We start from the raw sequence: 14,398 nt of genomic DNA, 5'->3' as shown, positions 1-14,398 counted from the left end.
TTGACTCAGATATTTTTTTAATAACGAAACTTAGCAGAAAGATAGAAGAAGAATTTTAAAGGAGAGATTTTTTATGGCTGATTTAATTTTTGAAGTAGAAAATCATATTGCTACGATTACATTAAATCGTCCTGAAAGCTATAACGCTTTTAGCGAAGAAATGATTGCCAATTGGATAAAAGCACTGGAAACAGTAAGAGATGATGATTCGATACGAGTGGTCATTGTAAAAGGAAACGGAAAAGCGTTTTGTGCTGGGGGCGATGTGAAAGCCATGCAAGCCGGAGAAGGTTTTTTCAAAAGCAAGGAGGACATCTCTTCCACCGGATTGGCACGTAAAAATTCACTATGGAAGAAAATTCAACGAATTCCTTTGCTTTTGGAAGAAATCGATAAACCTGTGATTGCACAAATACACGGCTTTGCAATGGGAGCTGGACTGGATATGGCATTAATGTGTGACATTCGAATTGCTGCAGTCTCAACAAAGTTATCGGAAAGCTATATAAACGTTGCCATTGTGCCAGGAGATGGTGGTGCATATTATTTACCGAAACTTGTTGGCATCGACAAAGCATTGGATATGTTTTGGACCGCAAGGATTTTTACAGCTGAGGAAGCAAAAGAATTGGGATTCGTAACCTTTGTTGTAGATGATAATGAACTTGAACAATTTACCCGCTCGTATGCAGAAAAGCTTGCAAATGGACCGCAAACAGCCATTCGTTTTATTAAACGGGCAGTTTATCAAAGCCAAAAAATGGATTTACGCTCAGCGCTTGACTACATTTCATCTCAAATGGCCATTGTGACAGAACTTGATGACTTTAAAGAAGGCGTAGATGCAGTAGTCAATAAGCGTAAACCTTTTTATAAATAAGACAACTATTCGGGTGCAATATAGATGTAGTAATGAAAAAAGAAGCCGAATGATATATAACTTCATCAAGTATAGGGAAACATGCAGTACGTAAATTCTCTGGAAAGTAAATTTAGAGAGGAGAATTGAATATGCAACAGCCTCTACAAAATATAAAAGTCATAGATTTATCCCGAGTTTATGCTGCACCAGCAGGCTCTATGATTTTAGGCGATTTAGGTGCAGAAGTCATCCGCATCGAGCATCCAAAAGGCATGGACAGCATGCGTGATTGGGGTCCATTCATAAATGGACAAAGCACCTACTACCTTTGTGCCAACCGCAATAAACTCTCCATCACGCTTGATTTAAAAACGGATGAAGGGAAAGAACAATTAAAAAACTTAATTAAAGATGCAGATATTTTATTAGAAAACTTCAAAACTGGCGATATGCAGCGGATGGGGCTTCATTACGAAGAACTAAAAAAAATCAATCCCCGCCTCATCCATTGTGCAGTAACAGGATTCGGCCAAACTGGTCCTCTCGCACATATGCCTGGATTCGATCCAGTCATTCAAGCAATGAGCGGTTTAATGGACGTTACAGGGCAACCGGATGGCGAGCCGACAAAAGTCGGGGTGCCTATTGCCGATATTTTAACTTCTCTATATGTTGTCATTGGCGTATTATCAGCATTGCGCATGCGTGACATGACTGGAGAAGGACAATTTATCGATCTTTCCCTGCTTGATGTGCAAATTAGCAGCCTTGCAAATGTTGCAAGTGCCTATATTAATGCCGGCTTCATTTCTAAACGTTTAGGCAACCTTCATAATAATGTCGCTCCATATCAAGTTTTCAATTGTGCAGATGGTCCATTGATGATTTGTGCAGGTACAAATGACCAGTTCCGTAAACTATGTAAAATGCTTGGCCACGAAGAATGGGTGGAAGATGAACGTTTCTTAACGAATTCCCTGCGCAAAAAACATGAATCGATTCTTAGCCAAATGATATCTGAAATTACGCTTACTAAAACACGGGATGAATGGATTCTCTTATTACATCAATATAAAATCCCTTGTGGAAAAGTGCATACCATTGCTGAAGCTCTTGAGCAGCCTCAAGTAAAAGCTCGCAACTTAATTGGAGAACTCGAACATCCTCAATATGGCAAAGTCAAATTCATTAAAAATCCATTGCAATTTTCGGGCTTAAATATCCAATATAAACTTGCACCTCCATTGCTTGGCGAACATTCCGATAAGTATTTGGAACAACCAATAAATTTTAAACAGTCATAAAACACTTTCGTTAATATGAAACAACTTAAATATTCTTATATAATAATGGAATAGCAAAAGAACTCATTTTGCATTTTCTCTTTAATGAAGTAGGTTTCCCGGACAAGTGTTAAACTAAAAAACTGCGTGAAGTAGGTGTAAGAATTGGATAAAGTAACATATGAAAAAAACTATACAATTACATCGCTGCACAAAGCCATTCGAGTATTAAAAGCATTCTCAAATGATGAACCGAGTCTTTCCTTAACAGAACTCAGCAAAAAAACTGGAATAACCATCTCCAGTTTGCAACGCATTGTTTCTACCTTCGTTGTTGAAGGATTTTTGCATAAAAATGAGCAAACAAAGCGTTATCAACTCGGCCACTCATTATTATATTTAGGAAACTTAGTGAAACAAGAGTCGAGCTTAATTCTTGTAGCAGAACCCATTTTAAAACGTTTAAACGAAGAAACAAAAGAAAGTCTTTCACTTAATATCATCGATGGTTATGAACGAAGATGCATTTTAAATTTTGATTCATCATATCCACTTTCAACAAAAATGCTAGTAGGTGACACTTCCCCACTTTACGCAGGAGCATCATCAAAAACGCTGCTTGCATTTATGCCTAATTATAAGGATTATGTAAATAATGTTCAATTAGATAAGATTACTGAACATACCGTAAAAACAAAGGAACAGCTCCTGAAACAATTGGAACAAATTCGTGAGCAAGGCTATTGCATCAGCAACGGTGAAAGAGTTCGCGGAGCATGGTCCATATCTGTTCCCATTTTAAATGCAGCACAGGAATCCATTGCATCAATCAGCATAGTCATTCCAGTAATTCGATATACGGATTACAATGAAACAGAACTCATACAAAAAATGCAACAAGCCGCAAAAGAAATTGAAAATCAATTGTATTAGGTGCCAGGCACTTTTTGTACCTAGCACCTATTCATTCAACAAGAACCGTACATTTTCCTCATGGCACTTCTTTAAACTTCTTTTGTAACGATATGAATCAACTAAATGTTCATGTTCTGCATTGGACTGAATCACTTGTTTAAGATTATTAATATATTTAAGGCTATCCTGTTTTCTTATTAGAATTTCTTCTGTGCTGCGAGCAACATGGCCATGCCCTGTAATTAAGAATTTAATTCGGTGATTCGATAAAATCGCTTCCGTTTTTTCTAATGTTTTCATATAGTCGGTTGAACTTGAATAAATAAATGGGAATTCTATATCGGATAAATAATCGCCTGCAATCCAAATCCCGAGAGGCTCAACAATTGCAAAGATGCCATCATCCGTATGTCCCTTCGCTTCATAAAAAGTGAGCGTGGTATTGCCGATTTTCAGTTGCTCGCCGTCTTTCTTCACAACAATATCCACATTGGGATAAACTACCGGAGTTTTTCGATCGATATAATACTCATCATCAAACGCCTTTACTTGTTCCAGAATCTCATTTGGATTTTTCAACTGAAAGGCTTCGCTAGCAATAACAATTGCTTCTGGAAATGCTCCAGCCCCCACGATGTGGTCCCAATCGGAATGAGTGATAATCAAATAAACAGGTCGGTTTCCTTTCATGCTTACTACATGCTCACGAATTTCATCCACTTCAGAAGGAAGCAGACATGGATCGACGACAATCACACAATCTTCAGTTTGAATAACAGTGGACGTAGTTTTATAAAGTTGGCTTTCGAATACGGTGAGGTGTTTGTCTTGATATTGAATCATATTGATCTCCTCTTTGTATTAATTTGTCACTATCGTAAATCCTCAATATTACCAATTTGAATCTCTTTCAATGATTGCTCTAAACAATATTCTAAGTCATTACGAGTACGTAATAAACGTTGAAAAGTACGCCCTTAGCTATCTTAAAAAGGAACCGTATTTACTTTTCACGTTACTCTATATACTGTTTTGTTTAATGGTGGTTAGTTTTTTAATCAAGAATTTGTCGGGAGATTTTGATATGTTGTTTTTTGATTAACTCATTTCATTTTTGTCTTTTATAACAAGCTTGCTTAACTTATTGATTTCTTGTAATTCTGTAAAGATAAAAATTTTATTCCATTCTTTGATAATTATTATGGGAATTTGAATTTTAGAAAGTAAAAAAACTGTGGGATTGAACCCACAGTTAATTTTTTAATATTTCAATGAAATAATTTAGTTTGTCTATTGAAGTGATATTTTCATTACATTTCTGACTATCTTTACAAATATAATTTCCTCTATTCGTATACGATTCTTTTCCACTTTTTACATTCGCCATAAACAAACCAATTTCTTCATACCTGTTACATAAAGAACATATCCCTTTGTTTGTTACCTTAAATGTTCCTTCAATACCCATTAATTTGCCTTTATATTCTACAATAAGAAACTTTCTTCCTAACCCAATATCGTTCCAACCAAAATATGAAATTTGCTTAAGATCTAATTCCTCAAGGGAAGGAACTCTTAATTTTTTAATTTTAGGAAAGAGTTTTCTTATAGTTTTATCTGTTAAATTCGTAAACGGAATAACAAATTGTTTTAATACCTCAAGAAAATGCTTAGCTTGAGCTTCCTCTTCTATTTCAATAATATAATTAAAGTATTCTATTTGTTCATTACTTAACTCAGGAAACAAGTTTAGAATCTTATCTAGGGAATTCAATTTTAAAGCATTAAGCGTTTCCTTATCTTTAATAGACGAATATGCTGAAATAATATTCTTTAGTTCGTATTTAATAAAATTATATTGGTCATTTCTAATAAAAGGTTCAAAATTTGTTACATTATAATTTTCCATTCCTGACAGCTCCTTAATTAATTTAATAAAGAAATTAACGTTATATGCAAAGCTGTTTCAGAAACGGGATAGACCATAGGCGATTTAATTACAATCCACCCATGCAAAGTATCGCCATTTCAGTAACAGACTTTGCATGGGAAGCTCCAATTTCTGGCTGATAATTTATTTTATCTGCCATTAAATATCACCTCCAAACAATAATTGTATTATACAATATTTCGATGCTTCTATCGAATAAGAAGAAATAGAGAAATATCCACCACTTGAGATGTAAGATTTCTTTCTTTTATATATTGTGTAAAAAGTAGGATTGAAGGAGTAAATATAAAGTTGTAAGAGATAAAAATCTACTTTTAAATGCGTTTTGACATTTAATTTTTAACACCTACTTTCTTAGAATCACGATGAATGATGATCAAAAAATCCTTATCGGAGTGACCCAATAAGGATTTTTCTAATTTACAATCACCGTATTTTTAACCATCCAAGATTGTCAAAACCAATAGATGTCATACACTTATACCACTTCATCAAAATATAAAACTGTTTTCATTGAATCTCCTAATTTTCGAAGCTTCCACGTATCTTCTAAATAGATTTCAGCTAGTTTTTCATATTTTTCACCGTACTGGCTTCCCCATTCAACAGCTACTATGCTTTCATACATCCATGCCAATTTCTGTGTGATGCCTTTCGCTTCAAATGTTTGCAGTGCATCATCTAAAGCAACAAACGTTTCTAATTCTTCCGCTAATTCTTCTAGTTTTTCCATAACAATTTGTTTTAAGTTGGATTCTTTCACTTTCTTCAAACGATTGTTTATTTCTTCTATAAATAACTCATGTGCGTTATATTTCTTAAATAATCGTATTACTTCTAGGGCTAATATATTTGCCGTTCCTTCCCAAACAGTTAACACTTGAGCATCACGTAATAATCTTGGCGTGACAAAATCTTCAATATAACCATTTCCGCCATGAAGTTCAATCGCTTCTTGGGCGAAACGAACAGCTTGTTCAGCAGTTTCTTTCTTCATTATTGCAATGTTCAATCGATTTAAAATAGTATCTCGCTCAGTTCCTTTACCGTTCGTTACCAAATCATATAATTGAATCAAGTCAAAGGTCGTTGCTACTTCAACATGAAGTTTTGCAGCCATTTTTGATAAAGAATCTTGAATCATTGGATAATTTATTAATCTTTGACCAAAAGCTTCGCGATTTGATAGATAATATTTTGATTCTAGAAACGCTCTTCTCATGATTCCGACAGAAGCGACCGCATTACAAATTCTTGATAAATTTAATGCCTCAAGCATATAATAGATCCCTTTTTTCGGATCCCCGACCACATAAGCTATGGATCCGTCAAATTCTACTTCACCTGAAGGCACAGCGCGCACTCCCAATTTATCTTTCAACCTACGGATGCGCAGATTATTGATTGAACCGTCTTCATTCCTCCAAGGAACAGCAAATAAAGTTAGACCTTTTGTACCTTTTGGAGCACCTGGCATGCGAGCCAATACCATTGCCACTCCACACATCCCCGCATTGGATGCAAAATATTTCTCTCCATATAATCGATAATGAGTACCGTCAAATCTTGCTTCAACCATATTTGCTCCAACATCTGATCCACCTTGTCGCTCCGTTAAAAAAGTTGCCCCTTCAAATAACTCTACTTCCCCAGTTGAACAAACGTGTGGTAAAAATTTTGCCTTCAACTCTTCATCTGCATAATGGTCTAACAAATAAGCAGTCGCTAATGTCAACGTCACAGGACAATAAAATCCTGGCTCCGCATGGGATAAAAGATACCCTTGGGCAAAACTATAAACATAGTTCCCTTTTCTTCCGAGTTGTGGAATCTCTTTATGCACGTAACCTACAATTCCTGTATTGTAAGTTTGTTCAACTGTTTTTCTATATCCTTCATTGACCCAAATTTCAGATACTTCTTCTCCATATTTATCGTAACGGATGAGACGAGGTTCTCCTTCTCGATCCGTATGTTTAGCACGCTTATCAATTTCACCGCATACAAGTGACCCAAAATCTGTTAGTTCTCGCATTGCATAATCATAGAAGTCTTTATCAAGCATTTGCTTTAGTATTTTTTGTAGAGTTTCATCACTTGTAAAAAAGTTTGTCTCCTTCTCAGTAACCAAGTTTTGTAATACTTTCATTCCGTAATCGCCTGCACTTTCAATTGTTGTTTCAAGATTTTTCCTGAGGCATTTCGAGGGAGAGCTTCTACTTGTTCATAAATACGTGGGACTTTGTATTTCGCCAAATGACTAGATAAATACGCCTTTAATTCTTCGATATCAATTGATTTTTTCGCCGCAAACACAGCTTTCACCGTTTCTCCCCATTCTGGGTGTGGCACACCGATGACAGCCACTTCATGAATTCCCTCAAATTGTAAAATTCGATCTTCAATTTCTTTTGGATAAATATTAACGCCACCTGAAATAATCACATCTTTTTTCCGGTCAACAATCCAAATATAGCCATCTTCATCTACACGTGCTAAATCGCCAGATCTTAACCATTCACCGATAAAGGCTTGTTTTGTTGCTTCTTCATCGCGATAGTAGCCGACCATATTTCCTTCTCCAAACAATACGATTTCTCCAATTTCACCAGCAAGGACGTCTTCTCCCATGTCATTCACTATCCGAATTTCTGTTCCAAATGCTGCTCGCTTCCCAATACTACCTGCTTTTTCTTTATGTTCATGGCCGAATAACAACGTTCCGCTTGGCCCCGCCTCTGTTAGACCATATACGCAAGTTAAGTTGTCTGTTCTAAATGCTTTTTGTAAATAACGCACCTCTTTTTCAGATAATGGTGCACCACCATAAACCCACCATTTCATTGATGATAAGTCTGCCGTTTGTAATCTCGGATGAGAAGCTGTAACTAAATAGGCAACAGGTGCTCCAAAAAAGTGAGTTGTTTTTTCTTTTTCGATTGTGTCGATGAATAAATCTGGCGTGAAAGTTGGAGTGAGTACATTTGTTGCTCCAACAAGTACTGCTGACATTAGGAATAAATGTAGTGGTGCTGAATGGGTTAGTGGCATCATTAACAACATACGACTTTCTGGTTTGACTTCCATTTCAATTGCAATCATGTGGGCAACCGCTAAAATGTTTCGATAGCTAAATAAAACTCCTTTAGGTTTTCCCGTAGTTCCCGATGTATAGAGGATAGTTGAATAATCATCTTCATTTAAAAGACATTGTATTGGGGTATTGGTAGCGTTTTCAATTAATTCGTCAAAATCATGCCAACCTTCTTTTTTGGTCCCTGATTTAATTTTTAGATTGATATTTTCTATGTTTTCAACTGCTGCAAAGATCGCTTCATGGGCAATAATGGCTTTTGCTTGAGCATGTTCCGCTACGTATTCTACTTCCGATAAAGTGAATCTTGCATTGACTGGAACAACAATTGCTCCAATTCGTTGGATAGCAAAATAACTAACGACAAATTCCAATACATTTGGCATAAAGATAATGACTTTATCTTCTTGTTTAATACCAAGATTGAGCAAAGCATGGCTAAAACGAGTAACGAGTTCGTCCAATTCTTTATAAGTCACCCGTCGGCCTTGACAAATCACCGCTTCGTTCATTGGATATTTACGGGCATTTCTTGCTAATAACATGGAACTATTCATTTTTAGCATTTTCCCCCTTTAATTTCGCTAATTTTTCGCTAAATGTCGCATGCAACTCCACTAACTCTCTTTTCAATTGGGTCAACTCTTGAATCTTTTCTTCAATTTCTTTGATTTTCTGTTCACCATACTCTACAGTTCTTTCTAGCTGCTGAATACCAGTACGGTCGCGATCAAAGAGCATAATCATCTCCTTTATTTCGTCAAGTGAAAAGCCATATCTTTTGCCCCTCATGATCAATTTTAATTTTGCAATTTCTTTTTTCGAAAAGGTGCGCAATTTTGAATGAGAACGGGTCGGCGAAAGCAATCCAATTTCTTCATAATATCTGAGTGTCCTAGGCGTAACATTGAATAGCTTTGCAACTTCTCGTATTGTTTTCATTCCACTCACCTCTTCGAATTTGTCTTATTATAACATTGACGTTAACGTAAACTTCAATAAGATATATGAATTTTTTGAATATTTTATAATCTATTATAGCTACTAGATTGGCAACAATCGAGTTGAAAATTGATAGACTGTTTCTCCTTATCGGAATTGATTCGCCTTTCAACACGTTAAACTAAATAAATTGGCGGTAGCATATAGCCACCGCCACAAAATCGTAATCCATCCATTTTACTAAAAAAATCCTTCAAGAATTTATTGCTTGTACATTTTGATGTTTCACGGTATGTAATGGCACCGTTTAGATATGTCCTTTTTTGCAACCATTCACGTTAAATCGCACCTAAAGTATTTTAATTCCTGCAATTTCCCTAAATAAAAACCACTCTATTTTCAAAGTGGTTAAAACACCATATGTTTTGAACGAATCGAGTAGGAGGGAGCGATTAACTCCCGTCCTCTCACACCACCGTACGTACGGTTCCGTATACGGCGGTTCAATTAAGATAATTGACGCAAGTCTTTATAACTTCCGTGAATAGCTGTTCTCTTTATGCCAGTGGTCACTCCACCCTCCAAGAGGTCTCCCACGGGATTCACCGCTTCCTTCCTCAAGTGAGGTACTACGTTTTCTGTTTTCATCATGACTCACTGAATGCCAAGGGCTATTCTCTCTTAATTGTTCGGTCCTTCTTAGTTGTTCTAGACCAACTAATACTATGACCTCTGCTGACTTCTGACGGTTCAGCTACTTATCACTAAGTAGGTTATGAAGCGTACTTCACCTATCCGCCAGACCTCCCCGGGTAAGTACATGCACTTTCACACCATCTATCCGCCTCATCTACTCGATATGACCTTCGACAGAAAGAGCTTTGTTTTGTTTTGCAAACTCACTCAATCATACCTAGCCTTATATGAGGTTCGTGTTCCTCGGACCGGTGTTTTGCCTCCAGCTTCCTTCAGATTCCGCGTCACCACGGACACCCTTGCTCTTGGCTAACCTCTACTTCTGTCTTCGGGGTTCGGGACTTACACCCTATAGTTCATGTACATGCCGGGCGCACAAAAAAACCCTTCAGCATTATTACTGAAGGGTTTGATGATATAAGGTTTCCTTGAATCCTAATGCCGATGGTGGGAGTCGAACCCACACTCCTTTTGGGAACACGATTTTGAGTCGTGCGCGTCTGCCAATTCCGCCACATCGGCATAATAAAAAAGAGAAAAAAATAAATCGGTTAAACCGATATTTATTTTTTTGGAGGCGGCTACCGGATTCGAACCGGTGATAAGGGTGTTGCAGACCCGTGCCTTACCGCTTGGCTAAGCCGCCAAATTACTGGAGCGGAAGACGGGGTTCGAACCCGCGACCCCCACCTTGGCAAGGTGGTGTTCTACCACTGAACTACTTCCGCATGAATGGCTGGGGTACCAGGATTCGAACCTGGGCATGACGGAATCAAAATCCGTTGCCTTACCACTTGGCTATACCCCAATAATATTATATAAACAACTTATATTCTATTTTATGGGGCGGCTGATGGGAATCGAACCCACGTATGTCGGATCCACAATCCGATGCGTTAACCACTTCGCCACAGCCGCCAAAAGCAGGCATATTAAAATATGTATGGGGCGACTGATGGGAATCGAACCCACGTATGTCGGATCCACAATCCGATGCGTTAACCACTTCGCCACAGTCGCCAAAATATCTTGATGAAAATTAAAAATGGCAGGGGCAGTAGGAATCGAACCCACACCAAAGGTTTTGGAGACCTCTATTCTACCGTTAAACTATGCCCCTGTAATGGTGGAGGGGGGCGGATTCGAACCGCCGAACCCAAAGGGAACGGATTTACAGTCCGTCGCGTTTAGCCACTTCGCTACCCCTCCGGAAAGTATGGTGCCGGCGAAAGGAATCGAACCCTCAACCTACTGATTACAAGTCAGTTGCTCTGCCAATTGAGCTACACCGGCATATTTATGGTGGGTCGGGACGGAATCGAACCGCCGACACTTTGATCTTCAGTCAAATGCTCTACCAACTGAGCTACCGACCCACTTTTTATGGCGGTCCCGACGGGACTCGAACCCGCGATCTCCTGCGTGACAGGCAGGCATGTTAACCGCTACACCACGGGACCACTTTGGTTGCGGGGACAGGATTTGAACCTGCGACCTCCGGGTTATGAGCCCGACGAGCTACCAGACTGCTCTACCCCGCGATAATGTTAATTGTTTTTTATGGTGGAGGATGACGGGATCGAACCGCCGACCCCCTGCTTGTAAGGCAGGTGCTCTCCCAGCTGAGCTAATCCTCCGAATTGGTGACCCCTACGGGATTCGAACCCGTGTTACCGCCGTGAAAGGGCGGTGTCTTAACCACTTGACCAAGGGGCCAATCTCTTAATTATGGCGGAGAGTAAGGGATTTGAACCCTTGAGACAGGTTATCCCCGTCTACACGATTTCCAATCGTGCTCCTTCAGCCTCTCGGACAACTCTCCAAGAAGAATGGCTCCGAAGGTAGGATTCGAACCTACGACCAACCGGTTAACAGCCGGTTGCTCTACCACTGAGCTACTTCGGAATGATTTTATATAAGCCTAGCAACGTCCTACTCTCACAGGGGGAAGCCCCCTACTACCATCGGCGCTAAAGAGCTTAACTTCCGTGTTCGGTATGGGAACGGGTGTGACCTCTTTGCTATCGCCACTAGGCTTTATTCCTTACCGAAAGACAAGTATTATTATATCATATTCTATACTTTTTTCAAGTATTTTTTATATTTTTTAATAACGAGAGGTTGTTCTCTCAAAACTGGATAACGACATTGAAATGATTGGTTAAGTCCTCGATCGATTAGTATCCGTCAGCTCCACACGTCACCGTGCTTCCACCTCGGACCTATCTACCTCATCGTCTTTGAGGGATCTTACTTGCTTATGCAATGGGAAATCTCATCTTGAGGGGGGCTTCATGCTTAGATGCTTTCAGCACTTATCCCGTCCACACATAGCTACCCAGCGGTGCCTTTGGCAAGACAACTGGTACACCAGCGGTGTGTCCATCCCGGTCCTCTCGTACTAAGGACAGCTCCTCTCAAATTTCCTACGCCCACGACGGATAGGGACCGAACTGTCTCACGACGTTCTGAACCCAGCTCGCGTACCGCTTTAATGGGCGAACAGCCCAACCCTTGGGACCGACTACAGCCCCAGGATGCGATGAGCCGACATCGAGGTGCCAAACCTCCCCGTCGATGTGGACTCTTGGGGGAGATAAGCCTGTTATCCCCGGGGTAGCTTTTATCCGTTGAGCGATGGCCCTTCCATGCGGAACCACCGGATCACTAAGCCCGTCTTTCGACCCTGCTCGACTTGTAGGTCTCGCAGTCAAGCTCCCTTATGCCTTTACACTCTGCGAATGATTTCCAACCATTCTGAGGGAACCTTTGGGCGCCTCCGTTACCTTTTAGGAGGCGACCGCCCCAGTCAAACTGTCCACCTGACACTGTCTCCCAAGCCGATCAGGCTTGCGGGTTAGAATTTCAGTACAACCAGGGTAGTATCCCAAGGGCGCCTCCAGGGAAGCTGGCGCTCCCCCTTCTACGGCTCCTACCTATCCTGTACAAGTTGCACCGAAATTCAATATCAGGTTACAGTAAAGCTCCACGGGGTCTTTCCGTCCTGTCGCGGGTAACCTGCATCTTCACAGGTACTATAATTTCACCGAGTCTCTCGTTGAGACAGTGCCCAGATCGTTACGCCTTTCGTGCGGGTCGGAACTTACCCGACAAGGAATTTCGCTACCTTAGGACCGTTATAGTTACGGCCGCCGTTTACTGGGGCTTCAATTCGGAGCTTCGCTTGCGCTAACTCCTCCTCTTAACCTTCCAGCACCGGGCAGGCGTCAGCCCCTATACTTCACCTTACGGTTTTGCAGAGACCTGTGTTTTTGCTAAACAGTCGCCTGGGCCTATTCACTGCGGCTCATCAGGGCTTGCACCCCAATGAGCACCCCTTCTCCCGAAGTTACGGGGTCATTTTGCCGAGTTCCTTAACGAGAGTTCTCTCGCTCACCTTAGGATTCTCTCCTCGACTACCTGTGTCGGTTTGCGGTACGGGCACCTCCCGCCTCGCTAGAGGCTTTTCTTGGCAGTGTGAAATCAGGAACTTCGCGCGTAACGCGCTCCCCATCACAGCTCAGCGTATTAGGAAGCGGATTTGCCTACTTCCACGCCTTGCTGCTTGGACACGCTCGACCAACGGCGTGCATTCCCTATCCTCCTGCGTCCCCCCATCACTCAAACGGCGGGGAGGTGGTACAGGAATATCAACCTGTTGTCCATCGTCTACGCCTTTCGGCCTCGACTTAGGTCCCGACTAACCCTGAGCGGACGAGCCTTCCTCAGGAAACCTTAGTCATTCGGTGGATGGGATTCTCACCCATCTTTCGCTACTCATACCGGCATTCTCACTTCTAAGCGCTCCACCAGTCCTTCCGGTCTGACTTCGACGCACTTAGAACGCTCTCCTACCACTCGTGCAACGCACGAATCCACAGCTTCGGTGAATCGTTTAGCCCCGTTACATTTTCGGCGCAGCGTCACTCGACCAGTGAGCTATTACGCACTCTTTAAATGATGGCTGCTTCTAAGCCAACATCCTGGTTGTCTAAGCAACGCCACATCCTTTTCCACTTAACGATTACTTTGGGACCTTAGCTGGTGGTCTGGGCTGTTTCCCTTTTGACCACGGATCTTATCACTCGTAGTCTGACTCCCGTGTATAAATAGCTGGCATTCGGAGTTTGTCTGAATTCGGTAACCCGAGGTGGGCCCCTAGTCCAAACAGTGCTCTACCTCCAGTATTCTTCACACGAGGCTAGCCCTAAAGCTATTTCGGAGAGAACCAGCTATCTCCAAGTTCGATTGGAATTTCTCCGCTACCCACACCTCATCCCCGCACTTTTCAACGTGCGTGGGTTCGGGCCTCCAGTGAGTGTTACCTCACCTTCACCCTGGACATGGGTAGATCACCTGGTTTCGGGTCTACGACCACGTACTCAAAACGCCCTATTCAGACTCGCTTTCGCTGCGGCTCCGCATTTTCTGCTTAACCTTGCACGTAATCGTAACTCGCCGGTTCATTCTACAAAAGGCACGCCATCACCCGTTAACGGGCTCTGACTACTTGTAGGCACACGGTTTCAGGTTCTCTTTCACTCCCCTCCCGGGGTGCTTTTCACCTTTCCCTCACGGTACTGGTTCACTATCGGTCACTAGGGAGTATTTAGCCTTGGGAGATGGTCCTCCCGGATTCCGACGGAATTTCACGT

9 protein-coding genes, 16 tRNA genes and 2 rRNA genes (1 of these 27 running past the window's edge) are annotated in these 14,398 nt (G+C 41.1%); 3 read left to right on the top strand and 24 right to left on the bottom strand.

Annotation, left to right across the window (positions count from 1 at the left end; all coding sequences use genetic code 11):
- Positions 1 to 73: 73 nt before the first annotated feature.
- The 3 genes from NSQ18_RS10480 (at position 74) to NSQ18_RS10470 (ending at position 3,078) form a co-directional block, all read left to right on the top strand.
- Complete coding sequence (locus NSQ18_RS10480) at positions 74 to 880, top strand: enoyl-CoA hydratase-related protein (RefSeq protein ID WP_016839094.1); 807 nt, start codon at positions 74 to 76, stop codon at positions 878 to 880.
- A 131-nt stretch (positions 881 to 1,011) separates the two neighbouring features.
- Positions 1,012 to 2,166, top strand: coding sequence for a CoA transferase (locus NSQ18_RS10475; protein ID WP_339287979.1), 1,155 nt, complete (start codon positions 1,012 to 1,014; stop codon positions 2,164 to 2,166).
- Between the two features lie 144 nt (positions 2,167 to 2,310).
- A complete protein-coding gene (locus tag NSQ18_RS10470) occupies positions 2,311 to 3,078 on the top strand; it encodes an IclR family transcriptional regulator (RefSeq protein WP_016839096.1) in 768 nt (255 codons plus the stop codon).
- A 27-nt stretch (positions 3,079 to 3,105) separates the two neighbouring features.
- On the opposite strand, the gene NSQ18_RS10465 is transcribed toward NSQ18_RS10470, so the two are convergent.
- The 24 genes from NSQ18_RS10465 to NSQ18_RS10350 form a co-directional block, all read right to left on the bottom strand.
- Positions 3,106 to 3,903, bottom strand: coding sequence for an MBL fold metallo-hydrolase (locus NSQ18_RS10465; RefSeq protein ID WP_339287978.1), 798 nt, complete (start codon positions 3,901 to 3,903; stop codon positions 3,106 to 3,108).
- Between the two features lie 409 nt (positions 3,904 to 4,312).
- On the bottom strand, positions 4,313 to 4,969 hold the full coding sequence (locus NSQ18_RS10460) for an elongation factor G-binding protein (RefSeq protein ID WP_016839098.1): 657 nt from the start codon (positions 4,967 to 4,969) through the stop codon (positions 4,313 to 4,315).
- A gap of 520 nt (positions 4,970 to 5,489) precedes the next feature.
- Complete coding sequence (locus NSQ18_RS10455; protein WP_016839100.1) at positions 5,490 to 7,160, bottom strand: acyl-CoA dehydrogenase family protein; 1,671 nt, start codon at positions 7,158 to 7,160, stop codon at positions 5,490 to 5,492.
- Positions 7,157 to 8,662: a long-chain-fatty-acid--CoA ligase gene (locus tag NSQ18_RS10450; RefSeq protein WP_016839101.1), complete on the bottom strand. Its 1,506-nt coding sequence runs from the start codon at positions 8,660 to 8,662 to the stop codon at positions 7,157 to 7,159. The genes NSQ18_RS10455 and NSQ18_RS10450 overlap by 4 nt, the downstream gene beginning before the upstream one ends.
- Entirely contained in the window at positions 8,655 to 9,047 is a 393-nt protein-coding gene (locus NSQ18_RS10445) for a MerR family DNA-binding transcriptional regulator (RefSeq protein WP_016839102.1), read from the bottom strand. The genes NSQ18_RS10450 and NSQ18_RS10445 overlap by 8 nt, the downstream gene beginning before the upstream one ends.
- A gap of 507 nt (positions 9,048 to 9,554) precedes the next feature.
- Entirely contained in the window at positions 9,555 to 9,698 is a 144-nt protein-coding gene (locus NSQ18_RS10440) for a hypothetical protein (RefSeq protein WP_339287975.1), read from the bottom strand.
- Between the two features lie 484 nt (positions 9,699 to 10,182).
- A tRNA-Leu gene (locus tag NSQ18_RS10435) sits at positions 10,183 to 10,265 on the bottom strand.
- Positions 10,266 to 10,315: 50 nt separating this feature from the next.
- A tRNA-Cys gene (locus tag NSQ18_RS10430) sits at positions 10,316 to 10,389 on the bottom strand.
- A gap of 7 nt (positions 10,390 to 10,396) precedes the next feature.
- Positions 10,397 to 10,471 (bottom strand) — tRNA-Gly (locus NSQ18_RS10425).
- 5 nt (positions 10,472 to 10,476) lie between these two features.
- Positions 10,477 to 10,551, bottom strand: a tRNA-Gln gene (locus tag NSQ18_RS10420).
- A 34-nt stretch (positions 10,552 to 10,585) separates the two neighbouring features.
- Positions 10,586 to 10,661, bottom strand: a tRNA-His gene (locus NSQ18_RS10415).
- Positions 10,662 to 10,687: 26 nt separating this feature from the next.
- Positions 10,688 to 10,763 (bottom strand) — tRNA-His (locus NSQ18_RS10410).
- 26 nt (positions 10,764 to 10,789) lie between these two features.
- Positions 10,790 to 10,863, bottom strand: a tRNA-Trp gene (locus NSQ18_RS10405).
- A gap of 4 nt (positions 10,864 to 10,867) precedes the next feature.
- Positions 10,868 to 10,952 (bottom strand) — tRNA-Tyr (locus NSQ18_RS10400).
- Between the two features lie 8 nt (positions 10,953 to 10,960).
- Positions 10,961 to 11,036 (bottom strand) — tRNA-Thr (locus NSQ18_RS10395).
- 7 nt (positions 11,037 to 11,043) lie between these two features.
- Positions 11,044 to 11,119: transfer RNA gene (locus tag NSQ18_RS10390), tRNA-Phe, on the bottom strand.
- 8 nt (positions 11,120 to 11,127) lie between these two features.
- Positions 11,128 to 11,203 (bottom strand) — tRNA-Asp (locus tag NSQ18_RS10385).
- Positions 11,204 to 11,207: 4 nt separating this feature from the next.
- Positions 11,208 to 11,284 (bottom strand) — tRNA-Met (locus tag NSQ18_RS10380).
- Positions 11,285 to 11,304: 20 nt separating this feature from the next.
- Positions 11,305 to 11,380, bottom strand: a tRNA-Val gene (locus NSQ18_RS10375).
- Positions 11,381 to 11,384: 4 nt separating this feature from the next.
- Positions 11,385 to 11,459 (bottom strand) — tRNA-Glu (locus NSQ18_RS10370).
- Positions 11,460 to 11,472: 13 nt separating this feature from the next.
- Positions 11,473 to 11,565, bottom strand: a tRNA-Ser gene (locus NSQ18_RS10365).
- Positions 11,566 to 11,573: 8 nt separating this feature from the next.
- Positions 11,574 to 11,648 (bottom strand) — tRNA-Asn (locus tag NSQ18_RS10360).
- Between the two features lie 14 nt (positions 11,649 to 11,662).
- Positions 11,663 to 11,778: ribosomal RNA gene (gene rrf / locus NSQ18_RS10355) — 5S ribosomal RNA — on the bottom strand.
- Between the two features lie 122 nt (positions 11,779 to 11,900).
- A 23S ribosomal RNA gene (locus NSQ18_RS10350) occupies positions 11,901 to 14,398 on the bottom strand (it continues 429 nt past the right edge of the window).

Source organism: Ureibacillus sp. FSL K6-0786 (assembly GCF_037965165.1).
Lineage (GTDB): Bacteria > Bacillota > Bacilli > Bacillales_A > Planococcaceae > Ureibacillus > Ureibacillus thermosphaericus.
Note: the sequence above shows the minus strand (reverse complement) of the source record. Positions and strands in the feature narration are given on the sequence as shown.